At 48.9% G+C, this 25,480-nt stretch carries 23 protein-coding genes and 1 pseudogene; 17 read left to right on the forward strand and 7 right to left on the reverse strand.

All coding sequences use genetic code 11. From position 1 onward, the window contains the following. Positions 1–15 precede the first annotated feature (15 nt). The 17 genes and pseudogenes from ccsA (at position 16) to ACO05Z_RS07575 (ending at position 15,825) form a co-directional block, all read left to right on the forward strand. Positions 16–681, forward strand: a complete 666-nt coding sequence (ccsA, locus tag ACO05Z_RS07495) for a cytochrome c biogenesis protein CcsA (RefSeq protein ID WP_421901545.1) — start codon at positions 16–18, stop codon at positions 679–681. Between the two features lie 113 nt (positions 682–794). Then, positions 795–935, forward strand: a complete 141-nt coding sequence (locus tag ACO05Z_RS07500; protein WP_421901546.1) for a CcmD family protein — start codon at positions 795–797, stop codon at positions 933–935. After that, positions 925–1,545 (forward strand): tetratricopeptide repeat protein, encoded by a 621-nt coding sequence (locus ACO05Z_RS07505; protein WP_421901547.1) that lies wholly within the window; start codon positions 925–927, stop codon positions 1,543–1,545. Before ACO05Z_RS07500 ends, ACO05Z_RS07505 begins: the two co-directional genes overlap by 11 nt. A gap of 477 nt (positions 1,546–2,022) precedes the next feature. Further along, complete coding sequence (locus ACO05Z_RS07510) at positions 2,023–3,138, forward strand: branched-chain amino acid ABC transporter substrate-binding protein (RefSeq protein ID WP_421901548.1); 1,116 nt, start codon at positions 2,023–2,025, stop codon at positions 3,136–3,138. Positions 3,139–3,214: 76 nt separating this feature from the next. Continuing rightward, positions 3,215–4,117, forward strand: coding sequence for a branched-chain amino acid ABC transporter permease (locus ACO05Z_RS07515; RefSeq protein WP_421901549.1), 903 nt, complete (start codon positions 3,215–3,217; stop codon positions 4,115–4,117). Between the two features lie 68 nt (positions 4,118–4,185). Further along, positions 4,186–5,409, forward strand: coding sequence for an ABC transporter permease subunit (locus ACO05Z_RS07520; protein ID WP_421901550.1), 1,224 nt, complete (start codon positions 4,186–4,188; stop codon positions 5,407–5,409). Continuing rightward, positions 5,402–6,205: an ABC transporter ATP-binding protein gene (locus ACO05Z_RS07525; protein ID WP_421901551.1), complete on the forward strand. Its 804-nt coding sequence runs from the start codon at positions 5,402–5,404 to the stop codon at positions 6,203–6,205. The genes ACO05Z_RS07520 and ACO05Z_RS07525 overlap by 8 nt, the downstream gene beginning before the upstream one ends. Next, positions 6,198–6,905: an ABC transporter ATP-binding protein gene (locus ACO05Z_RS07530; protein WP_421901552.1), complete on the forward strand. Its 708-nt coding sequence runs from the start codon at positions 6,198–6,200 to the stop codon at positions 6,903–6,905. Before ACO05Z_RS07525 ends, ACO05Z_RS07530 begins: the two co-directional genes overlap by 8 nt. 399 nt (positions 6,906–7,304) lie before the next feature. Then, positions 7,305–8,762 carry an IMP dehydrogenase gene (gene guaB / locus ACO05Z_RS07535; protein ID WP_421901553.1) on the forward strand — a complete coding sequence of 486 codons (1,458 nt, stop codon included), beginning with the start codon at positions 7,305–7,307 and terminating at the stop codon, positions 8,760–8,762. Between the two features lie 12 nt (positions 8,763–8,774). Beyond that, the gene (guaA, locus tag ACO05Z_RS07540) at positions 8,775–10,322 is read left to right on the forward strand and encodes a glutamine-hydrolyzing GMP synthase (protein ID WP_421901554.1); all 1,548 of its coding nucleotides are present in this window, start codon (positions 8,775–8,777) and stop codon (positions 10,320–10,322) included. A gap of 343 nt (positions 10,323–10,665) precedes the next feature. Then, entirely contained in the window at positions 10,666–11,004 is a 339-nt protein-coding gene (tatB, locus tag ACO05Z_RS07545) for a Sec-independent protein translocase protein TatB (protein ID WP_421901555.1), read from the forward strand. A gap of 236 nt (positions 11,005–11,240) precedes the next feature. Beyond that, positions 11,241–12,005: pseudogene (gene tatC / locus ACO05Z_RS07550) on the forward strand (twin-arginine translocase subunit TatC); the annotation flags it as partial. Between the two features lie 166 nt (positions 12,006–12,171). Then, positions 12,172–12,759: an imidazoleglycerol-phosphate dehydratase HisB gene (gene hisB / locus ACO05Z_RS07555; protein ID WP_420246784.1), complete on the forward strand. Its 588-nt coding sequence runs from the start codon at positions 12,172–12,174 to the stop codon at positions 12,757–12,759. Beyond that, entirely contained in the window at positions 12,759–13,415 is a 657-nt protein-coding gene (locus ACO05Z_RS07560) for a hypothetical protein (RefSeq protein ID WP_421901556.1), read from the forward strand. The genes hisB and ACO05Z_RS07560 overlap by 1 nt, the downstream gene beginning before the upstream one ends. Next, on the forward strand, positions 13,412–14,140 hold the full coding sequence (gene hisA, locus ACO05Z_RS07565; protein ID WP_421901557.1) for a 1-(5-phosphoribosyl)-5-[(5-phosphoribosylamino)methylideneamino]imidazole-4-carboxamide isomerase: 729 nt from the start codon (positions 13,412–13,414) through the stop codon (positions 14,138–14,140). The genes ACO05Z_RS07560 and hisA overlap by 4 nt, the downstream gene beginning before the upstream one ends. A gap of 106 nt (positions 14,141–14,246) precedes the next feature. Then, entirely contained in the window at positions 14,247–14,453 is a 207-nt protein-coding gene (locus ACO05Z_RS07570) for a heavy-metal-associated domain-containing protein (RefSeq protein ID WP_421901558.1), read from the forward strand. Between the two features lie 178 nt (positions 14,454–14,631). Continuing rightward, positions 14,632–15,825: an aminotransferase class III-fold pyridoxal phosphate-dependent enzyme gene (locus ACO05Z_RS07575; RefSeq protein ID WP_421901559.1), complete on the forward strand. Its 1,194-nt coding sequence runs from the start codon at positions 14,632–14,634 to the stop codon at positions 15,823–15,825. An 83-nt stretch (positions 15,826–15,908) separates the two neighbouring features. Here ACO05Z_RS07575 and ACO05Z_RS07580 read toward each other — a convergent pair whose 3' ends face one another. The 7 genes from ACO05Z_RS07580 to grpE all read right to left on the reverse strand — a co-directional run bounded on the left by ACO05Z_RS07580 (position 15,909) and on the right by grpE (position 25,459). Further along, complete coding sequence (locus ACO05Z_RS07580) at positions 15,909–17,804, reverse strand: pentapeptide repeat-containing protein (RefSeq protein WP_421901561.1); 1,896 nt, start codon at positions 17,802–17,804, stop codon at positions 15,909–15,911. Positions 17,805–17,991: 187 nt separating this feature from the next. After that, the gene (locus tag ACO05Z_RS07585; protein ID WP_421901562.1) at positions 17,992–18,255 is read right to left on the reverse strand and encodes an RNA recognition motif domain-containing protein; all 264 of its coding nucleotides are present in this window, start codon (positions 18,253–18,255) and stop codon (positions 17,992–17,994) included. Between the two features lie 365 nt (positions 18,256–18,620). Continuing rightward, positions 18,621–20,084, reverse strand: a complete 1,464-nt coding sequence (gatA, locus tag ACO05Z_RS07590) for an Asp-tRNA(Asn)/Glu-tRNA(Gln) amidotransferase subunit GatA (protein WP_421901563.1) — start codon at positions 20,082–20,084, stop codon at positions 18,621–18,623. 22 nt (positions 20,085–20,106) lie between these two features. Continuing rightward, positions 20,107–20,400 carry an Asp-tRNA(Asn)/Glu-tRNA(Gln) amidotransferase subunit GatC gene (gatC, locus tag ACO05Z_RS07595; RefSeq protein WP_320175952.1) on the reverse strand — a complete coding sequence of 98 codons (294 nt, stop codon included), beginning with the start codon at positions 20,398–20,400 and terminating at the stop codon, positions 20,107–20,109. 352 nt (positions 20,401–20,752) lie between these two features. Beyond that, entirely contained in the window at positions 20,753–22,738 is a 1,986-nt protein-coding gene (locus ACO05Z_RS07600; RefSeq protein WP_421901564.1) for a penicillin-binding protein activator, read from the reverse strand. Between the two features lie 137 nt (positions 22,739–22,875). After that, entirely contained in the window at positions 22,876–24,792 is a 1,917-nt protein-coding gene (gene dnaK / locus ACO05Z_RS07605; RefSeq protein ID WP_421901565.1) for a molecular chaperone DnaK, read from the reverse strand. Positions 24,793–24,880: 88 nt separating this feature from the next. Further along, on the reverse strand, positions 24,881–25,459 hold the full coding sequence (grpE, locus tag ACO05Z_RS07610) for a nucleotide exchange factor GrpE (RefSeq protein ID WP_421901566.1): 579 nt from the start codon (positions 25,457–25,459) through the stop codon (positions 24,881–24,883). Positions 25,460–25,480 lie beyond the last annotated feature (21 nt).

Raw genomic sequence — 25,480 nt, forward strand, 5'->3', positions numbered from 1 at the left:
TTACGGAGTTTATAAATGAACCTTGCAATCGCAGCACTGCTGGCTGGTGTAGCACTGTGTGCCGGACAGTATCTAATCTGGATGTATGCACCTATTGAAATGACCATGGGGCTGGTTCAGAAGATCTTTTATGTCCACATGCCAATGGCGGCTTGGGCCATGATTAGTTTTTTCGTGGTTTTTCTCGCAAGTGCTGCGTATTTGCTGAAACGTGATATAAAGTTTGATTACATTGCCGGAGCAGCAGCTGAGATCGGAGTTGTTTTCAGCGGTTTGGCTCTTGTAACCGGTTCCATTTGGGGCAGGGCGGCATGGAACGTCTGGTGGACATGGGACCCGCGGCTGACCACTACATTAATTATGTGGTTCGTTTATGCTGCTTATCTCGTGCTCAGGACTTCACCCATGTCGGCTGAACGTCGTTCCCTTGTCTGTGCTGTTCTCGGAGTTGTCGCATTTGTAGATGTCCCTCTCGTTTTTTACTCTGCGCGACTCTGGAGAAGTGTGCACCCCAACGTAATCGGTGCTAAGGGCGGCGGAATGGAGCCTGAAATGTTGACCACTTTGCTGGTTAATCTGGCTGCATTCGGTCTGTTCTGGCTGGTCCTGCTGCTGGTGCGTTACCGTCAGGTAAGGCTTTCCGGTCAGCTCGATGCAAAAATGGTCTGGGACCAAGATTAAATATTAAATGACTAAACTGCCATACGATGCGGCAAGCCTTTACTGAAAAAGTTTAGGATTCTTAAACCCTTTTTAGATTGTTTAAGCCGCCGGAGGCGAGGAGTACATATATAATGAACAGTGAAACATATCTTCTGATTGCTAATGTTGCTGTTTGGGCCGTTATTGCCGGTTATCTGGCATTTATAGCGGCTAAGGGGGCATCCATGGACCGCCGTATCAGGCAGATGGAGATGCTCGATAATGACCAGTAAATCTATCAAAGACTTTACCCTCAGCGGAGGACAGAAAGCTGTCGTCTGGTTGCTGGGCTTAGCTCTTGTTGCATTGTTTGTTTCATCTCTTACATACCGCATGAGCCATCCCGGCAATAAGGTTGAATTCCAGCAGCAGAGCAAAGGCGGCGGAATGCCCGGTGGTATGGGCGGCATGAGCGAAGATGCCATGAAACATGTACGAGAACTTATGGAGCGTTTGGGCAAGGAGCCGGATAACATGGAAATCCAGCTTGAGCTTGCCAACTCCTTTATGATGATTCGGGCTTATGGGCGCGCTCAGACTTTCTTTGAAAAAGTGGTCAGTGTTGAGCCGGAAAATGTGCAGGCCCTGATGGGACTGGGCATGTGTTTTTATCAGGCTGAACAGTTCGATAAGGCAGCTGAGGCTTTTGATAAGATTGTGGCTATCAATCCTGACGATTCCATGGCGCTGTTTAATGCCGCCGTTGTGAAAAAATATTATCTGCATAAGCATGAAGAGGCTGATGCTCAGCTGAAGCAGATAATAGACAATCCCAAATCTTCAGACGAAATGAGAAAACGTGCTGAAGAGGAACTGAAACGGGACGCTCACGCTGAGCAATAGTTTTGGTAAATAATAAGCAAAAAAGGGAATCCGTAAAAAACGGGTTCCCTTTTTTTGTGTTTGCAGTCTGGCTGGTTGTAATTTTGCTCAAAAAGCAAGCAGTGAGTATTTACTCCGAATATTGTATTTTTTAAGCCGTGAAAATAGTAGAGAAACAGACTATTTTTTTACGAGCAGGTGAATTTGGCTTACTTTATTCGTGATTTTCAGCCAAACATTGACAAGTTTGCTCAATGCCGGGTACTTAATACTCAAGACAAATTGATTTTCCCGCAATTCTAGCATGTCCGTCTTGCCGGATTTGGACATCAAGCGGGATTTATCAATGAATTCTCGTAGTCAGTTGTTTTCAACAGCTGTATTAACATGATAGGGTTATTCACGTTTTCTTCTTGTGGCGAATCACGAGTTGTTACGCAGGTGAATACGGTAACCGGGCTCGAACGGCCCAAATCAACGCAGTCAAGGAGTGTTATGATGAAACGTTCATTGCTGGTTCTGTTGGTCGCAGCTATGATGACCATCGGTAGTTTCGGTTCTGCAGCAGCAGGCAAAATTGTTCTCGGTGTTCCCGGTGCCCATAGTGGCGACCTCGCTTCCTACGGCCTTCCTACTGTTGAAGCTGCCAAGCTTGTTGTTAAGGCTATCAACGAGTCCGGCGGTGTGAATGGTGAGCAGGTTGTGCTTTCCCTTCAGGATGACCAGTGCAAACCTGAATTCGCCACCAACGCGGCCATGAAACTTCTTTCCGATCAGGTAAATGTTGTTCTCGGCCACATTTGTTCCGGCCCGACCAAAGCAGCTCTTCCTATCTATAAGGATTCTAATCTGGTCTGCATGTCTCCTTCCGCAACCAACCCCGCGCTTACCTTGAGCGGCAACTACCCCAACTTTTTCAGAACCATTGCTTCTGACGATGCTCAGGGCGCACTGGCTTGCAAATTCGCTATTGAAAAGCTCGGCCTCAAAAAGCCTGCTATCATCCATGACAAGGGCGACTACGGTAAAGGCTTTGCTGAGTGGACCAAGAAATATCTCGAAGAAGCAGGCGTAAAAGCTGTTCTTTTCGAAGGCGTAACCCCCGGTGCTGTTGACTATTCTGCAGTTGTGCAGAAAGTGAAGGCTTCCGGCGCTGACGGCGTTATCTTCGGTGGTTACCATCCTGAAGCATCCAAGGTTGTTTCCCAGATGCGTAAAAAGAAAATGACCATCCCCTTCCTCTCCGACGACGGTGTTAAGGCTCAGACTTTTATCGACATCGCTGGCGACGCTGCTGAAGGCGTATACGCTACCGGTCCTCAGGACATTACCGGTAACCCTATGTATAAGGTTGCCCTCAAACAGTACAAAGATTCCCACTACGGCGCTGAACCCGGTGCTTTCTATTTTGAAGCATACTCCGCAGCTCTGGCCCTGCTCAAGGCTATTGAATACGCCAAGTCCACTGATTACGAAAAAATCGTTGAAGCTCTGCGCACCAACGAAGTTGAAACTCCTGTTGGTAAGATTAAGTTCGATGCCAAAGGTGATGCGATCGGTGTAGGTTTTTCTGTTTATCAGGTGAAAAACGGCGAGTACGTAGAAGTTAAATAAGCTTCTTTTTTAGCAATTCCGGTTCAGGGGACAGGTGTTTTGCCTGTCCCCTGAGTCTTGATTCAGCAGGGTCCAAATGGAATATTTTCTGGAATTATTTTTCAGTGGTTTGACCAGGGGGAGCATTTATGCGCTTATCGCCCTCGGTTACACCATGGTTTACGGTATTATTGAACTGATCAACTTTGCCCACGGTGAAATTTATATGATCGGGGCATTTGTTGGGCTTGTTGTTGCAGGAATCCTGACCAGTTTCGGATTTCCCGCGGCTTCCATCATTATTCTGGCCTCTATCGCGGCGATTATCTACGCAGCTGCATATGGTTTTACCCTTGAAAAGATTGCTTACCGTCCCCTGCGTGATGCACCGAGACTTTCTCCGCTCATTTCCGCAATCGGTATGTCCATCTTTCTGCAGAACTATGTGATGCTGTCCCAGACTTCTGATTTCCTTTCCTTCCCCAACCTGATTCCCGAATTTCATTTTCTCGGGAAATACGAATCCATGGTCGGCTCATCTGACTTTGTTATTATTGTCGTTGCTGCTGTGGTCATGGTTGCCCTTAACCTTTTCATCAAGTTTACCAGAATGGGTAAGGCCATGCGCGCCACGGCTCAGAACCGTAAGATGGCCATGCTCGTCGGTATTAATGTTGATCAGGTAATTTCAGCCACCTTTGTTATCGGTTCCGCGCTTGCGGCCGTTGGTGGTATTTTGATCGCCTCACATATTGGGCAGATTAACTTTTTTATTGGATTTATCGCAGGTATCAAGGCTTTCACAGCCGCTGTTCTCGGCGGAATCGGTTCTATTCCCGGCGCTATGCTGGGCGGCCTTATCCTCGGCTGGACCGAAAGTTTCTGCACCGGATATGTATCCAGTGATTACGAGGACGTTTTCGCCTTCGCATTGCTGGTCCTTATCCTCATCTTCAGGCCTTCCGGGCTGCTTGGAAAAGCTAAGACCCAGAAGGTGTAACAGCTAGGCTGATGGTGCGGGAATCGCTTCCCGCTGATTGAAAATGATAAAAATGGATATCTTTTAATATGGAAGGCTTGAAAAAATCTATACTGGCTTCATTGTGGTTCATGTTTTTGACCCTGCCCATTATGGGGGTCTTCGTGAACACCATTGATAAGTCTGTTACCTGGCATTTGGACCGGGTTTTATATGTGGGGGCGGCAGCCTTTGTCCTTTCCTTTCTCTGGCGGTTTATGCTTGAGCGCAAGGAGAAGGGCAGGAAGGCGGAAGAGCAGTCCAGTGTTGAAAAAGTCACGCTTCTTAACAAGCTGCTGGCTAATCCGAAATTCTACTGGCCTGCAGTAATTGCAGTGGCTGGTTTTGCTGTCGCATTTCCTAAGCTGTTTTCAATGTATCAGGTCAACGTCATGACCTCCGCACTCATTTACGTGGTGTTGGGGCTGGGCTTGAATATTGTTGTCGGTCTGGCCGGTTTGCTGGACCTCGGTTTTGTGGCTTTCTATGCTGTGGGTGCGTATTCATACGCTCTTATGAATATGTATTGGGGAATCAGCTTCTGGGTGGCGTTACCGCTTGGAGCATTATTGGGAGCCATCTGCGGTATCATTCTCGGTTTTCCGGTCTTGCGTTTGCGTGGTGACTATCTGGCCATCGTAACCCTTGGTTTCGGTGAGATTATTCGCCTTGTGCTGGAAAACTGGGGTGAATTTACACATGGCCCGTCCGGTATTTCTAATATTGCCCGTCCTGAATTCTTCGGTCTTGCCAAGGGGTTTCTGGCTCAGATCAACTTCATGTATTATTTGATGCTGGTGCTGGTTGTATTTACTATCTTTGTGGTTAACAGGCTTAAGAATTCCCGTATCGGTCGTGCATGGCAGGCCCTGCGTGAGGACGAGATTGCTTGTCAGGCCATGGGTATCGATAAGATGAAGACCAAACTGATGGCCTTCTCGCTCGGTGCTACATGGGCCGGTATGGTTGGCGTTGTTTTCGCGGCCAAGACCACCTTTATTAACCCGGCATCATTCACGTTCCTTGAATCGGCAATCATTCTGTCCATTGTTGTTCTCGGCGGTATGGGCTCCATTCTCGGGGTTATCCTCGGTGCACTGGTGCTGATCCTGCTTCCGGAATATATGAGGGACTTTTCTGAATACCGTATGCTCATCTTCGGTGCGACCATGGTTCTGGTAATGGTTTTTAGACCTCAGGGGCTTGTTCGCGATGTTCGAAAGAAAATTGATATCAGCGCAGTGAAAAAGGCTTTAGGTGGCGCCCATGAGTAATGAAAGAAGAACAGTTCTCGAGGTTAAGGGCGTCAGCAAGGATTTCGGCGGTCTGCGCGCGCTTGATGATGTTGATCTTGATGTAAAGGAAGGGGAGATTGTCGCTCTTATCGGACCTAACGGGGCAGGCAAAACCACCTTCTTCAACTGCATCACAGGAATATATAATCCTACTGAGGGTGACGTTAATATTGATCCGTATGGCGAAGGCTTCAAGCGTATCAACGGTATGAAGCCAAATAAGGTGACTGAACTGGGAATGGCTCGTACATTTCAGAACATCAGGCTTTTCCCGTCCATGTCGGTTATTGAAAATGTCATGATCGGCTGCCACTGCCGGACCAAGGCAACTTTCCTCGGCGCGGTCTTCCGTGATCCGCGGACCCGCAGGGAAGAGCAGGAGACCATCCTTAAGAGTTATGAACTCTTGCAGGAACTCGGACTTGAGCAGTTTGCGGACGAATTGGCCCGTAACCTGCCTTACGGTGCGCAGCGCAGGCTGGAAATTGCCCGCGCATTGGCAACTGATCCATTTATCTTGCTTCTGGATGAACCGGCAGCAGGTATGAACCCGCAGGAAACCGCAGAACTTGAGGAACTCATCGTCTCCATCAAGGATAAGCATAAGATTTCAGTCCTGCTCATCGAGCATGATATGAAAATGGTCATGTCTTTGTCAGACCGTTTGTTTGTTCTGGAATATGGCCGTGAAATTGCTCATGGCACACCGCAGGAAGTCAGCGAGAACCCCGCTGTAATCAAGGCTTATCTCGGGGAGGAACTCGTCGATGCTTAAACTTAAAAATGTAAATACCTTTTATGGAAATATTCAGGCCCTGCGTAATATCAATATCGAGGTAGAGCAGGGCGAAATCATCACCCTTATCGGGGCCAACGGAGCGGGAAAGACCACCACGCTGATGACCATCAGCGGTGTTGTCCCGCCTCGCACCGGTGAAGTGCTATACAACGGAGAGCCGATTCACAAGACCAAGCCGGATAAGATCGTGAAGATGGGGATTTCACAAGTTCCGGAAGGGCGTTTGATTTTCCCGGACCTGACTATCACCGAGAACCTTGATATGGGTGCGTTCCTGCGTGACGACAAGAGCGGGGTCAAGGCTGATATGGATCATGTCTTCGAGCTTTTTCCTATTCTCTATGAGCGGCGCAAGCAGCTTGGCGGCAACCTCTCTGGTGGAGAACAGCAGATGCTGGCAATTTCCCGTGCGCTCATGGCCCGCCCCAAGCTTCTTCTTCTCGACGAACCGTCCCTCGGTCTCGCACCACTTATTATCCGCCAGATCTTCGAGATCGTGAAAAAGATTAACGAGGAAAGCGGCACCACTGTTTTTTTAGTAGAGCAGAACGCAAACCTTGCCTTGAAGACTGCCCACCGCGGCTATGTAATGGAAAATGGAGAAATTATCCTCTCCGATACCAGTGACAAGCTTCTCGCCAACGAAGATATCAAAAAAGCATACCTTGGACTTTAATTCCATAAATTAAAATCCCCCGGCAGAAATGTCGGGGGATTAGTTTTTCATTAATATTATCTTTGAGTTGTGGTGGATATGTGTATGTGAAAAAAAGCATTTGCATTGTGGTGAGACACATAAGTGTTGACAAAAGTCGGCCTTGCAAATATGCGGTGCCGAACACTTTTAACAACTTTTCTGTTACGGCCTTGAGTCCGGGACAAAAAAGTATATAATCAGTTTATCAAAGATTGAAACTCCCGGCAGGGAAGAACCTGCCAAAACCCCTGAGAAACTGATGGTGCCGCTGCCCGGTAGATCGCCAACAAACGACCGGAGCGGGCCTTTGAGAGGAATCATATGTAATGATTTCTCTTTTCTTTTAGCTAATATTTCAAATCATTTTGCGAGGGCAATATGGAAAAGGTAGTAGGTCAGGCTCTGACTTTTGACGATGTTCTGCTTTTGCCCGCCTATTCGGAAGTTCTTCCCGATAGTGTGGACGTATCCGCCAAACTCACCGAAGAGATCACTCTTGGAATCCCACTGGTCAGTGCCGCAATGGATACTGTCACCGAGTCCAAGATGGCGATCCAGATGGCCCGTCACGGCGGTGTCGGCGTTGTTCATAAAAATATGAGCGTACGCGATCAGGTCCGTGAAGTTGAAAGGGTTAAAAAATCCGAGTCCGGTATGGTTACCGACCCCATCGTGGTTCATCCCGATGACACTGTGGGCAAGGCTCTCGACCTCATGGCTGAATTTAAAATTTCCGGTTTCCCGGTTGTTAAAGGTGAGCACCTTGTAGGTATCATCACCAACCGTGACGTCCGCTTCATCACCGACCGCAATGCGCCCATTTCCGAAGTGATGACCAGCCGCAACCTCGTTACCGTGCAGAAAGGCATTTCTTCCGAAGAAGCAAAACGCCACCTGCACACCAACCGCATTGAAAAACTGCTGGTTGTTGACGAGGAAAACAAGCTTACCGGCCTGATCACCATTAAGGATATTGATAAGGTCAAGAAGTACCCCAATGCAGCCAAAGACTCTCAGGGCCGCCTCCGTGTAGGTGCCGCTGTCGGTGTTGGCCGTGATCTCATGGAGCGCAGCTCCGCACTGATCGCTGCAGGCGTTGACTTCCTGACTCTTGATTCCGCACACGGTCACTCCAAGGGTATCCTTGAAGCAATCAAGGAACTCCGTTCCTGCTACCCCGATGTACAGATCATCGGTGGTAACATCGCAACTTACGATGGCGCCATGGCCCTCATCGATGCAGGTGTAAACGCTGTTAAAGTTGGTATCGGTCCCGGTTCCATCTGCACCACCCGCGTTGTTGCAGGTGTTGGTGTTCCGCAGATCACCGCTATCATGGAAGCAGCCCGTGCCTGTCAGGAACGCGGCATCTGCGTAATCGGTGACGGTGGAATCAAGTTTTCCGGTGATGTTGTGAAGGCTCTGGTTGCGGGTGCAAATACCGTAATGATGGGCTCCATGTTCGCTGGTACTGATGAAAGCCCCGGTGAAAAAGTTCTCTATCAGGGTCGTAGCTACAAACTCTACCGCGGCATGGGTTCCATTGACGCAATGAAGAAGGGTAGCTCTGACCGTTACTTCCAGAAGGACACCAACAAGCTGGTTCCCGAAGGAATCGTTGGACGCGTTCCTTACAAAGGACCCGTATCCGACAGCATCTACCAGATGATCGGCGGACTCCGTTCCGGTATGGGCTATGTGGGTTGTGCTAATATCGCTGAAATGGCTGAAAAAGCACAGTTCACCCGCATGTCTGCCGCCGGTTTCAAAGAAAGCCACGTTCACGATGTAATTATTACCAAGGAAGCACCCAACTACCGGGTTGATTCCTATTAATCAGGAGTCGTCATGCAGCACGATAATAAAGTAATTATTCTGGATTTCGGTTCTCAGTTTACTCAGCTGATTGCCCGTAGAATCCGTGAAGCGGGTGTATATTCTGAAATTCACCCCTGTAATGTTGATCCCCAGAAGATTAAGGATCTCAAGCCCGGTGCACTGATCCTTTCCGGCGGACCTTCCTCCGTCCTGGAAGATGAATCCCCGCAACTTGATCCTTCTCTGCTGGAGCTGGGCATTCCCGTACTCGGTATCTGCTACGGTATGCAGCTCATGACCAACGATCTCGGTGGTCGCGTTGTTTCTTCCGAAGACCGTGAATACGGCCGTGCGGATTTCAAAGGCGATTCCAGCTGCACTATTTTTGAAGGAATTGAAGACATTGAAAAGCTCACCGTATGGATGAGCCACGGTGACCGCGTTGAAGCTATCCCCGAGGGATTCAAGGTTTGCGGTACTACCGAGTCCATTCCCTTCGCAGCAATGGCTAACGAAGAAAAGAAAATGTACGCCCTCCAGTTCCACCCCGAAGTGGCACACACCGAGAGCGGTACTACCATCATCAATAACTTTGTTTTCAAAGTTGCAGGCCTCAAAGCTGACTGGACCATGTCTTCTTTCGTTGAGAACTGCATCGAGGAAATGCGCGAAAAGATCGGTGACAACCAGGTTGTGCTCGGTCTTTCCGGTGGTATTGACTCCACTGTTGTTGCTGTTCTTCTGCACAAAGCCATCGGCAAACGTCTGCACTGCATCTTCGTAGATAACGGCCTGCTGCGTATGCACGAGCGTGAAGAAGTTATCGGCTTCCTCGAAGAGCACTTTGAACTCAACGTTAAATGCGTTGATTCCGCAGACCTCTTCCTCGACAAGCTCAAAGGCGTTGAAGATCCCGAGAAGAAGCGCAAGCTCATCGGTTACACCTTCATTGATGTTTTCAACGAAGAAGCCGGTGCACTCAAGGATGTAAAATTCCTCGCACAGGGTACTCTTTACCCCGATGTAATCGAGTCCGAATCTTTCAAAGGCCCCTCCGCGGTCATTAAGTCCCACCACAACGTTGGCGGACTGCCCGAAGATATGGACCTCGATCTGGTTGAACCCCTGCGCGAACTCTTCAAAGACGAAGTCCGCAAGGTTGCCTACGAACTGGGTCTGCCCGAGTTCATTATCTGGCGCCAGCCTTTCCCCGGCCCGGGTCTCGCTATCCGTGTTCTGGGTGAAATCACTGAAGAGCGTCTTGAAATCCTGCGTCAGGCTGACAAGATTGTACAGAACGAAATGCATGCTTCCGGCTGGTACCGCAAGGTATGGCAGGGTTTCGCTGTTCTGCTGCCCCTCAAGACTGTCGGTGTAATGGGCGATGACCGTACCTATGAGCACGTCATTGCACTGCGTATCGTAGACAGCATCGATGCAATGACCGCTGACTGGTCCCGCATCCCCAACGATATCCTCGCCCGCATGTCCAACAGGATCATCAACGAGGTAAAAGGTGTTAACCGCGTGGTTCTGGATATTTCCTCCAAGCCGCCGGCAACCATCGAGTGGGAATAATTTCCTACTTTATGCTGAATTAATTAAGTGCCTCCGACATTATGTTGGAGGCACTTTTTTTATGATTTTCCCCATAGCTGCGATGCAGAACACAAGATAAGTAGGAAGTTCTATTAAATCAGGACAATTGTACGCTATGTTTCTTTTGGCGTTAATTTGCAAATAGTTAAGAGATAGCCGATTACACTGAATTTCTGTGGAGATAAGACGTAGATAAAGTTTTCGAAATCGGTTACAAGACGTCAGCAAATTTTGAAAAAAGCCTGTGCAGAGTTCAGTCGGGCCTGTGTCGGCTTTCCGCGCGTTAGCGTGTTTTTATTGTCGCAACGAAGAAGGAATTAATATGTTCGGTATCGGTTCTACAGAACTTATCGTAATTTTGGTTGTAGCCCTTATTCTCATTGGACCCCAGAAACTGCCGGAACTTATCAAGAATCTTGGTAAAGGCCTTTCCGAAGTTAAGAAAATGTCCAACGACGTAAAGAGCACTCTGGATGCTGAAATTTCTGCTGCTGATGAAGAAAGGGCACAGAAGGAAGAGGCGGAGCGCGAGGCTGCACGCAAGAAAGCTGAAGCAGAAGCTATGGAAAAAGCTCGTCAGGCTGAAGCTGAGAAACAGCAGGCCGCTGATGAGACTGAAAAAGTTGCTGAAGCACCTAAGACCGAGAGCGAGAAAGCATGAGTTCAGCGGAGAAAGATTCGCGTGAAGTAGGGCAGGAGAGTCCTGAAGAAAAAGAGCAGGCTGAAGAGACTGCCGCAGAATCCCTGAATCCCGAAGAGGAAACCGCCGAAAGAGCTGAGTCCGAAGCCGGACTGCCTGCTGAAAAAGATGCGGACGGACTCGCAGTGTCTGAAGAAGATTCTGACGGTGAAGAGGACGAGGAAGGTGATGACGAGCTTGATGAAGAAGAAGCTCCCATGACCTTTCTTGAGCATCTGGAAGAACTGCGCCGCCGTTTTGTCAGGATTTTTATTGCCTGCGGTATCGGTTTTCTGGCTTGCTATTCTTTTGCAAAGCCGCTTTTCTCCCTGCTTATGGCACCGCTGGTTGCAGTGCTACCGCCTGATTCCACATTGATTTTTACTTCCCTGCCCGAAGGTTTTGTTACTTATCTTAAGGTGGCAGCTGTAGCCGGTATTTTTGCTGTATCTCCTTATATATTTTCCCAGATTTGGGGCTTTATTGCGCCCGGACTTTATGAGCATGAACGTAAGTGGATGATCCCGCTTGCCTTCCTATCCGCATTTTTCTTTGTGGGCGGGGCGTTGTTCGGGTACTACGTGGTCTTCCCCTTCGGCTGTGAATTTTTCATGGGCTTTGCTGATGAGTTCATTAAACCCATGCCGACCCTGCGGGAATACTTAGGCTTTTCGCTCAAGTTGCTCTTTGCTTTCGGTATTATTTTTGAGCTGCCGTTGTTCATCTTTTTCCTCGCCAGACTGGGCGTGGTAACTGCTGAAGGTCTGCGCAGCAAGCGCAAGTACGCCATTCTTGTTTGCTTTATCTGTTCTGCAATTCTGACTCCGCCGGATGTCATGACTCAGACATTGATGGCCGGACCGCTGATTATCCTTTATGAAATCGGTATCTGGGTTGCTTATTTCTTTGGTAAGCGCGGCGGCAGGAAACTCAAAAATGCTGATCCGGAAAATGATGGTCCGGATGATTCCGGTCCTGATGACGGAAGCTCTGCTGAAAACGCAGAAGCTGAATCCCCCGCAGAAGAAAAGCCTGAGGCAGCTGAGTCTGAAAAGAAAAAGAAGTCCAAGGCGACTGACTCAGGTTACGACGAAGATTTGATTGAAATGTAATGGCCTTGAGCAGGCCGCACCATAAGAGAGGTTGGTTTTGTCACAGAGATCCGCAGCAATTACCCGTACCACTAAGGAAACCGATATTTCTTTAAAGCTTAATATCGATGGTGAAGGTAGTACTAATATCGATACCGGAGTTGGGTTTGCAGACCATATGCTGACCCTGATGAGCTTTTGGGCCGGGTTTGATCTTGATCTCAAGTGCAAAGGCGACCTCGAAATTGATTCGCACCATACCCTTGAAGATATTGCGCTCGTTCTCGGGCAGGCTCTGTCCGAGGCCATGGGCGACAAAAAGGGCATCAACCGCATAGGTTTTGCCAAGGTGCCCATGGATGAAGCGCTCGTGGAAGTTGTAATTGACCTTTCAGGACGAGCCTATCTTGTGTATGATGACGACATCCTGCCCCCGATTATTGCCGGGGATGAAAGGGACGTCTGGCGTGAATTTTTCAAGTCACTGGCTTTCAAGGCCGGTATGAACCTGCACATCAAGTTTGAATACGGACGCAACGGCCATCACCTGCTCGAAGGTGCATTTAAGGCTCTGGGGCTTGCTTTCCGCAATGCTCTGTCCGTTGAAAGACAAGGTGTTTCCAGTACAAAAGGGAGTCTCGATTAATGAAACGGCTTTTCCCTCTGCTCATTCTCTGTGTTTTCGCCCTTGGCGCCCTTAGCGGCTGTGCCACCAAGAGCGATCTTGTCAAACTCCCACGCCCTGCCGGAAAAATTGCCGTAGCCGGGTTCACCAACCCTGTCTTTAACTGGGAATTGCTGGCGGGCTATCTGCCGCACGAAGGCAAGCCCATTAATAAAGACATTCTACAGCAGCTTGATGCCAAGATGGTTGGAGTGCTTTCCAAGCATGGTGTAACCGCTTTTGCGCGTCCCGCGATTACCCGCCAGTGTCAGGAAATCGAAGTTTTTGAAAATTTGGGCGGCCGCCGCGAAGCCGCTTTTGCTTATTGGGTGAAGGTCGGTCAGTGCATGAGCGCCGACTACATTCTGGTTCCCCAGATTCTCTTCTGGCAGGACCTGCGCGGCATGCAGAAGGCTGATTTCAACATCCAGCCCGCATCTGTAATTATTGATCTGTATCTTATTGATGTTAACAACAAGCGCATCATCAGAAGATTTCATTACGATGAAACCCAGCAGACTCTTATGGAGAATGTGCTGGAAGCCAAAACTTTCTTCAAACGTGGCGGCAAATGGGTTACCGCAATGCAACTCGCTGATGAAGCTCTTGAGACAGGACTTATGGAGCTTGGTTTATGATCGTTTTTCCCGCTGTAGATATCAAGGACGGCGTATGCGTACGCCTCTCACAGGGACAGGCTGACGCTGTCACCGTATTTTCCAGTGATCCCGTTGCCCAGGCCAAGTACTGGGAAAATCAGGGCGCAAGATATCTGCATGTAGTTGATCTTGACGGCGCATTCAGCGGAATGCCCAAGAACTTTGACCTCATCAAGGATATTTGCAGCCAGCTCAGCATTCCGGTGCAGCTCGGTGGAGGTATCCGTGATATTGAAACCGCATCCAAGTACCTTGAAGCAGGCGTGAGACGTCTGATCATCGGTACCATGGCCCTTGAGGACGAGGAAACTTTCGCAGAGCTTTGCGCCAAGTTTCCCGGTCAGATCGGTGTTTCCCTTGATGCCGTTAACGGACAGCTCAAGTCTCGCGGTTGGGTGGAAGATGCAGGTATCTCCATCTTCGACATTATCCCCCGCATCGAAGCAGCCGGGGCAGCATTCATCATCTATACCGACATCAGCCGTGACGGTATGCAGACCGGTGTAAACGTGAATGCCATGGCTGATCTCTGCGCAAAGACCAAGCTTCCTGTTATTGCAGCAGGTGGTGTTGCAACCCTTGAGGATGTAATCAACCTCCAGCCGCTGGTATCTAAAGGCCTCGAAGGCGCGGTTTCCGGTCAGGCTATCTATACCGGGACTCTCAATTTCGCTGAAGCCATGGAATGGATTGAGAATAACTAACAAGGCTTGCTGCTTCTGAAACTACATGATAGTCATTTTCAATTGGTGGACAGTAGTTTGCCATCCTAAGAATTCTATTATCCAGAATAAATGAAGGAGATTGATCATGAAAAAAGTAGAAGTAAAAGGCATGAGCTGCATGCATTGCGTAAGTTCTGTTGAGAAGGCTCTCAGTGCCATTGAAGGCGTTACTGATATCGCAGTCAGCCTTGAAGATTCCTGCGCAACTTATGAAGAAGCTACTCCGGTAGACGAAGCCAAGGTCAAGGAAGCAATTACCAAGATCGGTTTTGAGGCTGGCGAAGTTAAGTAGTTTCTGTTTTATAGAATTGAATTGAAAAGCCCCGTGCTCTGAGGAGTGCGGGGCTTTTTTGCATTTTTCGAACAACTGATCGCAGTCGCAAAAATGAATCATATGAAAATTGGTTGCCAGTAAATTTAAACTAAGTTAGTTGGTTGTCAGTTAGATAAAAAATAAGAGAGGCTTTTGGATGAAAAATACTTTTGCTTTTCCCGGCCGAGAATTGTTGGTTTCGGAGATTGTAAAATCAGATAACTGCACTCTTATTGACGCCGATGGCAATCAGTACATTGATCTGGAAGCGGGCATATGGTGCACCAGCATTGGCCATGCTAATCTGGCAGTGAGGGATGCTGTCGTTGCGCAGATAGATAATATTTCGCATGTTGGCTTTTGCTATAGCTCTAATGTTGTTGAGCGAGCTGCCGGGTCGGTGCTTGAACTCGTGGACCATGTCGGCGGCAGATGCTCCTTCCTTTGTTCGGGAAGTGAATCCGTAGAATATGGGGTCCGCGTGCTCCGCTCGCTGCTGCAATCGAAGCGGATCATGACTATGTCAGATTCATATTTCGGCGCTTATGGTGATGCGTCTGCAATGGATTCCGACAAGTGGTTTCTCTTTGATTGGAGCGAATGTGAGCGTTGTGCTCATGAGGTTTGTTCCAAGGATTGTTCTGTTTATTCCGCCATTCCATTTGATGATGTTGGGGCTTTTCTGTTTGAACCCGGAAGCTCGTCCGGGATGGTCCGTTTGCCGCCTGCAAAATTGATCAGCAACATAGTTCAGGACGTATCTGCCGCTGATGGATTGTTAATGGTCAATGAAGTTACCACGGGCGTTGGAAGGACTGGAAAATGGTTCGGATTTCAGCATTATGAGATGCAGCCGGACATTGTCGCTATGGGAAAAGGCATCGGAAATGGTTACCCCGTAAGCGCTGTTTCGCTCAACAGTCGTGTTGTCGACCTGCTTGGACCTGATGCCGTTGCCTATGGACAATCCCACCTCAATGATCCTTTAGGCGCTGCTGTAGTAGAAGCAGTGATTAACGAGATTAATGAGCATAATCTGATTCAGCATGCTGAAGTTCTTTCAGATGTTCTTATGGATGGTTTGCAGCGAGTCGCTGCGGGATCAGATTTGATCGAATGTGCACGCGGTCGGGGGCTGATGGCGATTCTTATTATGGCCGATCACGTGGATGTTTCACAAGTGGCGGAGCTGCACAGGCGGTTGGTTTTGCGGGGATTCATAGTGGATCATCGTCTTGGAACCAATGCTTTACGGATGCACCCAGCTCTTACAATCGGTGTGGAAAAAATCTACAATTTTATTGCCGTGCTTGAAGAAGTAGTGAGGGCCATGGAGATTGAATTGGGGTGATGTTGTAGGATAAATTTATGAGATAGTGGAAAGCCCCACGCTCATATGAGCGCGGGGCTTTTTAGCGTTTTCTTAGCGTTATGTTAGCGGCGTAGTTTGTTTCGCAGGGCGAAACCGAATAGGGCGGCTTGGAGGGTTATGAACGTAACTGAGATGCCTTTTAGGAGGTACTGATAACCTTGGGAGTCAGGCAGGCTAATTTTAATTAAGGGCATGTACCACATTGCGTGTTTTAGCCAGTCTTTGTTTGCCCAAGGGGTGAGGCTTATAATGAACTGAAGAAGAATAGGTATAAAAACTAGTACAAATAAGATTGTTCCAGCTCTGATTGGTTCTTCTCCGTAGCCGCTAATGAATTTGTATGTGTTGAGGTAGAGTTTAGATGCTACTTTGTTGATGTCTTTTTTTATCTTTTTGAAATCATTATAGCCGATTCCTGTTGCTGTCAGTATAAGTGAAAGTCCTACAGCAAAATTGAGCAAATATTCGTGTTGCATTTTTAGGAAGAAAGCACAGGCTGGAATCATAAAAATCGCAGTGATCAGTACGTTCCAGAATGGTGTTGAACTAACGCAGTCTAAGCTTTTGCGGGTCATTTCTTTTTCGCGGTAGTGCCAGTGTGAGGTCTGTTCTTCGTCTGCACTTTCGCGGGCGATTCTTTTTAGGCGGCGGTAGATTTCTGCTAGGGTGGTGTTAGTGCAACCGAGAGCCTGTTGCTCTCGTTCATCTAATATGGGGGCAAATCTTTCTTCGCCCCAGTTGCAGTCGATGAATTTGAAAGATTCGATGTTTGTTTCTGTGAATTTGAGGTTTGAAAGGTTTACTGATTCAAAAAGGATTGTTTCTTTTGATATTGCTCCCGTAAAAGTTGTTTCTTCAACGAATGTAGCTTTGCGGAAGTATGACCATTCTTTAAAGAAAGTTAGACGAAAATAAGCGCCCTCTTTGAATTTTGACTGTTCGAAGTTGCAATAGTCGTGGAATATTGTTTTCCGAAACGATGAATGCTTTTCAAATGTAACATTATTGAAAGAAGCAGATCCGTGGAACAGCATTTCGTCAAAGAATGAATATAAAAAATTGGAATTACTAAAGTCTGCTTGTTTCAATGATTCAGCTTTGATTAAATTTATATTTTTGCAGTAACAAAACGAGAAAAAGATATTTTCATGAAATTTTGAACTTCTGAAATAGGCTTCCTCGCTGAATTTTGACCCGAAGAAATCTGCGTTGCCCTTGAATTGTGTACCGTAGAAAGAAGTGTCTTTAATAAATTGTGTTTTGTTGAAATAAGCGTTCCCCTTGAATTGTGCCTCATTGAAATAAGCTTCTTCTTTAAATTTTGCTTCGTTAAAATCCGCGTCAAAGGTGAATTTTGCTTCGTTGAATTCCACGTCATTGTTGAACCTAGAGGCGTAAAAGTTTGTATTTTTGTTGAATACTGCTTCATTGAAATCAGCACCCCCTGTTATTAACACTTCGTCGAAATCTGCATCTCCATTGAACTGTGTTTCGTAAAAAACAGCTGTCCCGTAGAAGTGTGCGCTACGAAATGACGAATCCATTTGGAATTGTGATCCACTGAAATCAGCTAGCCCTTGAAATTGTGAGTCGCTGTAATTTATTGGTGGTAAGGATTTATCATTCTGTCCACTATATTGTGAAAATGAAATATCGTAAGGAATAATAGTGCCTGAAAAATTACATCTAGGATTCCAGTCAAACGGGTCCCACTCATCCCGCTCCTCATCCTCCCCCTCCTCAATAACCCCATCAATTCGCGCAAATACCAACCCATTAAATTGCTCCGCCCTCATCAAAGCAGGCTTCTTGCCGCCTTCCCGCTCGTCATACAACTCAACAAATTTACACTCAGCAGGAGCATGAAAAATACAATATTCTTTCCCCTCAGCATCAATATAAACGATGTCGTAATCTTCACACCAATTACTATGATCAGCCCCAACGCAGCAGCCCATGAGTACCTCTTTTGAATGACGAATTTCAGTAAGTGGTGGTCTTATATCTTATAAGGTTACGTTTAATCCAGCGTAAAAGAGCGGGCTGGAAGGATTCTCGTAAAACTGTATACGCACCAAATAAAAAACGCCCGATTCTCAAAAGAGAACCGGGCGTTAAAAAGTCTTTTACGACTTACAGAAAAGACTACCAGCGGGGGCGTGCTTCTCTGGGGCGTGCTTCGTTAACCTTGAGGTTACGACCGCCGAAGTCTTTACCGTCGAGTGCTTCGATAGCATCGATAGCGCCGTTGTCGTCCATTTCTACGAAACCGAAACCACGGGGGCGACCGGTTTCACGATCTTCGATGAGCTTAACGGATACAACTTCACCGTAAGCTTCAAAGGAAGCGCGGACTTCTTCTTCAGTAGCGGACCAGGGCAGGTTACCAACGTAGATATTCTTAGACATTCTAAATTCTCCAAAAAAAGTAAAAAGTATATTAGTGCCCGTGCACCAAAAAAAAGGGCCGCGTACAAGATGCGTACTCGGCTCCTCGATAGACATGTTCAATTTAAACCAGCGCTAGTCACAGTCTGACCGTGCCTTCACGGGTACGGCTGGTATGTATTGATCGTTTAATCAACTATTTTTGATCTAAAGTCAAGTAATACCGGGCAAGAAAGTGCATATAATGTGCATTTAGACTAGAATGTGCATATAAGTTATTTAAAAATAAGGTGAAAATCCTTAGATAGAAAATAGAAAATTCTGAGCAAACAAAAGCCCCGCACCTATACGAGTGCGGGGCTTAACTATTTATATTGAATTACTTCCTAGAGCTTAACTTTAGGCAGCTCGGGGAGGTTCTTTTCAAGTACGTGTGCAGCCTGCAGCATGGTCTTTTCGTCGAAGGCGGGAGCCATGAACTGGAGACCTACGGGCATGTTGGTTTCCTTGCCGAATGCAACGGGCAGGGACATACCGGGCATTCCCACGAGGTTTAGGGAAATGGTGAAGATGTCCTGCAGGTACATCTGCAGGGGATCGGAAGTCAGGTCACCTACAGGGAAGGCTGTGGTGGGGCATACGGGGCCGGCGATGAGGTCGCAGGACTCGAAGGCCTTGTTGAAGTCTTCGCGCAGCAGGCGGCGAATCTGGGCGGCCTTGCGGTAGTATGCATCGTAGTAACCAGCGGAAAGTACGTAGGTTCCGATGATGATACGGCGCTGTACTTCGTCACCGAAAGCTTCGGTGCGGGATTTGGTATAAAGCTCTGCCAGTTCCTTGGGGTCTTCAGTGCGGTGACCGTAGCGTACGCCGTCGAAACGGGACAGGTTGGAGCTGGCTTCAGCCATTGCGATGATGTAGTAGGTAGCAATGGCGTATTCGGTCATGGAAAGCTTGACCGGAACGGTCTTAGCGCCCAATTCTTTGGCCTTGGCGATCGCTGCGCGGCAGGCTTCGTTGACTTCTTCGGAAAGACCTTCGCCCCAGTATTCTTCGGGCAGGCCGATGGTCAGGCCGGAAAGGTCCTTGCGCTCTTCGAGAGCGGCTACGAAATCTTCCATGGGCTGCTCAGCGGAAGTGGAGTCACGCTGGTCATGACCGCCGATTACGTTGAGTACTCTTGCGGCATCTTCGACAGTCTTGGTCATAGGACCGATCTGGTCGAGGGAAGAACCGTATGCGATGAGGCCGAAACGGGAAACGCGACCGTAAGTAGGTTTAACACCTACACAGCCGCAGAAAGATGCGGGAAGACGGATGGAACCACCGGTATCGGTACCGAGTGCTGCGTAGCACTGGCCTGCGGCGATGGTTGCACCAGAACCACCGGAAGAACCGCCGGGTACGCGGCTGGCGTCCCAAGGGTTGGTGGTGGTTTGGTAGGCGGAGTTCTCAGTGGTGGAACCCATGGCGAATTCGTCCATGTTGGCCTTACCTACGATGATAGCGCCTGCTTCCTTGAGTTTGGCTACTGCAGTGGAATCGTAGAAGGGTGTGAAGCCTTCGAGGATTTTGGAACCAGCGGTGGTCGGTACGCCCTTGGTTGCCAGTGCATCTTTGATAACAACCGGGATACCCCAGAGCGGCTTGGATGCGTCAGGACCAGCGGCGTCCAGCTCTTCGGCCTGCTTGAGGGCTTCCTTGTTGCAGGTGTGGAGCAAGGCTTTGGTTTCGGGTTCGCTTTTGGCGATCTGATCAAGGCAGGCTTTGACGGCTTCAGTAGCGGTCACTTCCTTGGCCATGAGCATGGCGTGGATTTCAGTGAGTGATTTTTCTATGAGTGCGGACATTTTATATCTCTGCGTATTTTAATTAAACAATTCTAGGTACAACGAAGTACTTGCCGTCAGAATCCGGGGCATTGGAAAGAACTTCATCACGGGTGTGTTCTTTCTTGACCTCATCCTTGCGCAGTCTGGTGGTGTGTTCCACCGGGCTGAACATGGGTTCCACTTCGCTGGTGTCGATTTCGTTCAACTTGTCCATGTATGTGAGGATGTTATTGAGCTGTCCTGCAAAGAGTTCAGTTTTTTCTTCTGAAAGATCCAGCCTTGCAAGGCGCGCCACACGGGCAACTTCCTCTAAATTGAGTTTCTCATCACTCATTTTTATCTCCTTATTTTTGCCTCCGGCGGCCAGAGGGGAAAAACTTTTGGGAAAAGTTTTTCCCCTCTGGACTCCCCTTTTCAAAACTTTTTATCGGGGCTTCGCCGCAGGAGACAGAATATTTGCTTTTGATTCAATCCATTATCCCCACGGCCAATTGTGCTGGGTGGGGTGTAGATACTACGCTCGGCGAAGCCCTATTAAAAGTTTTTGGGATTCTTAAACCTTTTTTACAAAAAAGGTTTAAGGCTCCCGGCAGGGCCGCCGGAGGCAATCTATTGTTCAGTATTTTCTAAAGCGGCAGCTTCTTCTTTCTTGGCTTCCAGTTCAGCCTGCTTTTCTTCCCAAGCGCTCACACGTGCTTCGCGACGGGCTTTAGCCTTGGCGAGGGTGTTGCTGACCAGCTCTGCATCGATGCGGGTCTTGCCGTTCTGCTCGGGACGGAACAGGTAGAGCTTTTGACTGGCTTGACCTTCAGCATTCCAACTGATGGGCGCGAGGCTGAAATCCATGTGCTGGGCATCATTGATGCGGGCGTTGACGGTTTCAGCGGTCCAGCTTCGTTGAATGTGCCGAGCTTGCCTGCGAACTTGATGAAGTCGTAACCCAGCGCAACCCAGAAGTCGGGAGTGCCGAGACCTTCACGGTTCATTACCTCTTTGAGGCGTGAAGCACCGTCACTGGCAGGCCACCATGCTCCGGGGGCAACGGTGAGGCGCAGGTTGCGCGCTTCCACGTCACGGGCGGAGTTCAGGGCCTGACTCCAGAGTTCAGGGCCGAGGAAAACGAGGGTGTCTGCCTCATGAAAAAAGAAATGCGGGATCATCAGCTGTGCCTGATGCCATGTATCCGGGATGAATACCGCACCGAAATCTGTTTCCGGCAGGGGCGCATCTTCGCCCAGACCTTCAGCCTCGTTCTGAGCTTTTTTCTGGGGAGCGCGGACCAGATTGCCGACCACCTTGCCCCATTTAGGGAAGTCGCGCGGTGGGTAGGATGCCATGCCGGTGATTTTCGCGCCGCGCATGGAAGCCATGTTAAAGAATTTCTTGGACATCTGACGGCCGAATTTTTCCTGCGGATAAAGCACGGCCAGTTTGGTGATCCCCAAATCGTTGACTGCTAGGTCGAGGGTAGAGCGGATCTGGTCTTCAGGGCTGGAGAAGAATCTCCAAGCCTGCTTGCCTTCCTCAAGATTGCCGGGCTTGGCAAGGAAAGAGAAGGTGACTTTGTCCGCGTAAGTTCCGGCTTGCTCCAGCTGCTTGAAAGCTTTAACGCTGATGGGGCCGCCGATGGTGGTGTACCATGGGGGCAGGTTCTGGAGCCTTTCCAGCCAGTCGGGTGCTTCAGTGTTGATGACCTGCACATCGACGTCGAGACCTGCCTTGGTCATTTCCCACTGCGCAGCTCCGGCACCGCGTACGATTTTCCAGCCGTATTCCTGAAAGCGCCCGGAGATGGGCAGCACAAGGGCGATGCCCACGCGCGGAATACCGTATTCTCCTTCAAGCTTGTTCAGGATTCCGGTGAAGAAAGTTTTGTCTGCGATCTGGCCGTTCTGGATGATGCCGCTCATGGTGCGCCATGACATGGGCCAGTATTCCATGTCTTCAGACTGACGAACTGCTTTTTCGAAGACGAGCAGTTCGTAAGGAAATTTCAGATTGTTGCCGCTTGGAACGAGTTCGTTCATTACATCGATCTCGGCCTTGCTCTTATCTTCAAGACCTTTCATGAACCATTGCTCCAGCTCCTGCTTGTTGCTTTCTTCGGGGGCAATTGCGTAGAGCCGTTCAAGCGCTTCCAGAGACCCGGCATCCTGTGTCATGGAAGACAGTCGTTTACCTGCAGTGGAGCGGATTTCCCAAGGCAGGAAAGGATCTTCCATGGTCTGGGAAAGATGGGTTCTCAGCTTGGGGAAATCTTTGATGGCAGTAAGGGTGTCGTAATAGTAACCCTGCCAGACCGGTGAGCTAATGGCATCTTCGGAAAGCTTCTGCCACTGTTCAAGACGGGCTTCTGCTTCATGGTAATGACCGGACTTAAAGGAGCTGACCGCCAACCTTTCCGTGGCCGGGAGGATTACTCGCTCGGGAATGTCGGTGCGTTCCAGCAGTCTGGTATAGAATAGTTCACTGGTGATGTAGTCCTTGGTCCGCCAAGCCTTGTCTGCTTCGCTGACAAGGGCAGGAGTGGTCATCATTTCAGTGGATACGGTCGGCATTTTAACGGGCTGCTTCTGAAGCGAAACACAGCCGGCTGCGGCAAATATAAATGCCGCCAAAATGACGATGGCAAAAATATGGTTTGAAAGGCGTGTGGCCTTATCTCTATTCATTGATTTTTCCATGCAAAGTTTGTGGCCCATGAAAGTGAATTCGTCAAGGGAAGGTAAAAAAAATCCGGCCTTCATTAATTAATGAAGGCCGGATTAAATTATACTTTACTAATCAGCTATGCAAGCTTGCACGGGAATTATTTTTTCTCGTCTTTAACTTCGGTGAAGTCTGCGTCGACTACATCTTCGTCTGCGCCTGCTGCACCGGCATCAGCTGCACCCTCAGGGCCTGCTGCGCCTTCGGCTCCTGCATTCTGCTGTGCATAGAGCTGTTCAGCCAGCTTGTGGGAAGCCTGAGCCAGAGCGTCAGTTGCCTGCTTGATGGCTTCGGGATCTTCGGTTTCGAGAACCTTTTTGAGGTCTTCGCTTTTAGCTTCGATGTCAGCTTTAAGTTCTGCATCCACGTTTTCGCCTACTTCACGCAGGGATTTTTCAGTGGTGTAGATCAGGGAGTCAGCTTGGTTGCGAGCTTCAATGAGTTCCTGCTTTTTCTTGTCGTCTTCAGCGTGGGACTCAGCATCCTTGACCATTTTCTCGATGTCTTCTTCGGAAAGACCGGAGGAAGCGGTGATCTGGATGGACTGTTCTTTACCGGTGCCCATGTCCTTAGCGGATACGTTTACAATACCATTAGCGTCGATGTCGAAGGTAACTTCGATCTGGGGTACGCCACGGGGAGCTGCGGGAAGTCCGGTCAGCTCGAAACGGCCGAGGGTCATGTTGTCGGCTGCCATGGGGCGCTCACCCTGCAGAACGTGGATGGACACGGAGGGCTGGTTGTCAGCCGCAGTTGTGAACACCTGGCTCTTACGGGTGGGGATGGTGGTGTTTCTTTCGATCAGGTTAGTGAAAACACCGCCCATGGTTTCGATACCCAGAGACAGGGGAGTAACGTCGAGCAGGAGAACGTCTTTAACGTCACCGGCGAGGATACCACCCTGAATGGATGCACCCATTGCAACAACTTCGTCCGGGTTCACGGAACGGTTGGGCTCTTTGCCGAAGAATTCCTGAACTTTCTGCTGTACCAGAGGCATACGGGTCATACCACCGACGAGGATAACTTCGTCAATGTCAGCTGCGGTCAGGCCTGCATCTTTCAGTGCTTTCTGGCAGGGAGCCTTGGTGCGATCAACAAGGTCTTCAACCAGTTTTTCAAGCTTGGCGCGGGAAATTTTGACCATGAGGTGCTTGGGACCATTCTGGTCAGCGGTGATGAAGGGCAGGTTTACTTCGGTTTCCATTGCTGTGGAAAGTTCTTTTTTAGCTTTTTCGCCAGCTTCTTTCAGGCGCTGCAGAGCCATACGGTCAGCGGAAAGGTCGATGCCGTTTTCACGCTTGAATTCTTCAACGAGGTACTGAATTACAGCGTTGTCAAAGTCTTCACCGCCGAGGAAGGTATCACCGTTGGTAGCGCGAACTTCAACAACGTTGTCGCCAACTTCGAGGATGGAAATATCAAAGGTACCGCCACCGAGATCGAATACCGCGATTTTTTCGTTGGCTTTCTTGTCGAAGCCGTAAGCGAGAGATGCTGCGGTAGGTTCGTTGATGATACGTTTTACTTCAAGACCAGCGATGCGGCCAGCATCTTTGGTTGCCTGACGCTGGGAGTCGTTGAAGTATGCGGGTACGGTGATAACTGCTTCAGTGACAGATTCGCCGAGGTAAGTTTCAGCGTCTTTCTTGAGCTGCTGCAGGATGATTGCAGAAACTTCAGACGGGCTGTATTTTTTGCCTTCGATTTCAACCCAAGCATCGCCACCTTTACCGTCTACGATGGGGTAGGGGCAGTGGTCAGCCCATTTTTTTACTTCAGGGGAGCTAGCCTGGCGGCCCATGAGACGCTTGATAGCGAATACGGTTTTTTCAGGGTTGGTAACAGCCTGACGTTTAGCGATTTCACCAACGAGGCGTTCTTTATCAGTGAAGCCTACGATGGAGGGAGTGGTGCGGCCGCCTTCTGCGTTGGTAACACATTTGGGGTCCTTACCTTCCATAACGTAAACGCAGGAGTTGGTAGTACCGAGGTCGATTCCGATGATTTTAGACATATATAAATTCCTCCAGATGTATTTTCAAAATTACTGCATTATGATTTAAGACCTGATTTCTGCTTGTAAAGAGGTCAGGCTATAAAAATCAGGATAATTTGTTCACCATTACTTTTGCAGGGCGAATGACGCGTTCTTTAAGCACGTAGCCGCGCTGCATGATCTGGGCGATGGAGTTGTCGGGAAGATCCGCAACCTGTGCCATTCCCATGGCTTCGTGAAAATTGGGGTCGAACTCTTCGCCGACTTTGCCCACAGCTTTAAGGCCGTGCTTAGCAAGGGTTTCCAGAAACATCTTTCTGGTCATATCCACGCCGATTACGAAGTCCTTGCAGGCATCGAGGTTCTGGGCATGGTCAAGGGCGAGATCGAGGTTGTCGAGCACTGGCAGCAGGTCGGAAAGGATGGAGTCTGCCGCGAACTTTTTCAGTTCATCAGTCTCGCGGGCGAGCCTCTTTTTGATGTTTTCCGTTTCAGCAAGTGCGCGGAGTCTTTCTTCCTTGGCTTCTCCCATCACATCGCATGCGGGGCATACGTGTTCCCGGCAGAGGGCTTTGAGTTCATCTTCGCTTAAAGTCACTTCATTCTCAGCTTCCGCAGTTTCTTCTGCTTCAGTTGCTGCGGTTTCCTGTTCGTTCATTTCTTTATTATCTTCTTTTCCAGACATGGACTCTCCGGTGTCATGAAT

Origin of the sequence: Maridesulfovibrio sp., assembly GCF_965230075.1 — a bacterium.
Classification (GTDB): domain Bacteria; phylum Desulfobacterota; class Desulfovibrionia; order Desulfovibrionales; family Desulfovibrionaceae; genus Maridesulfovibrio.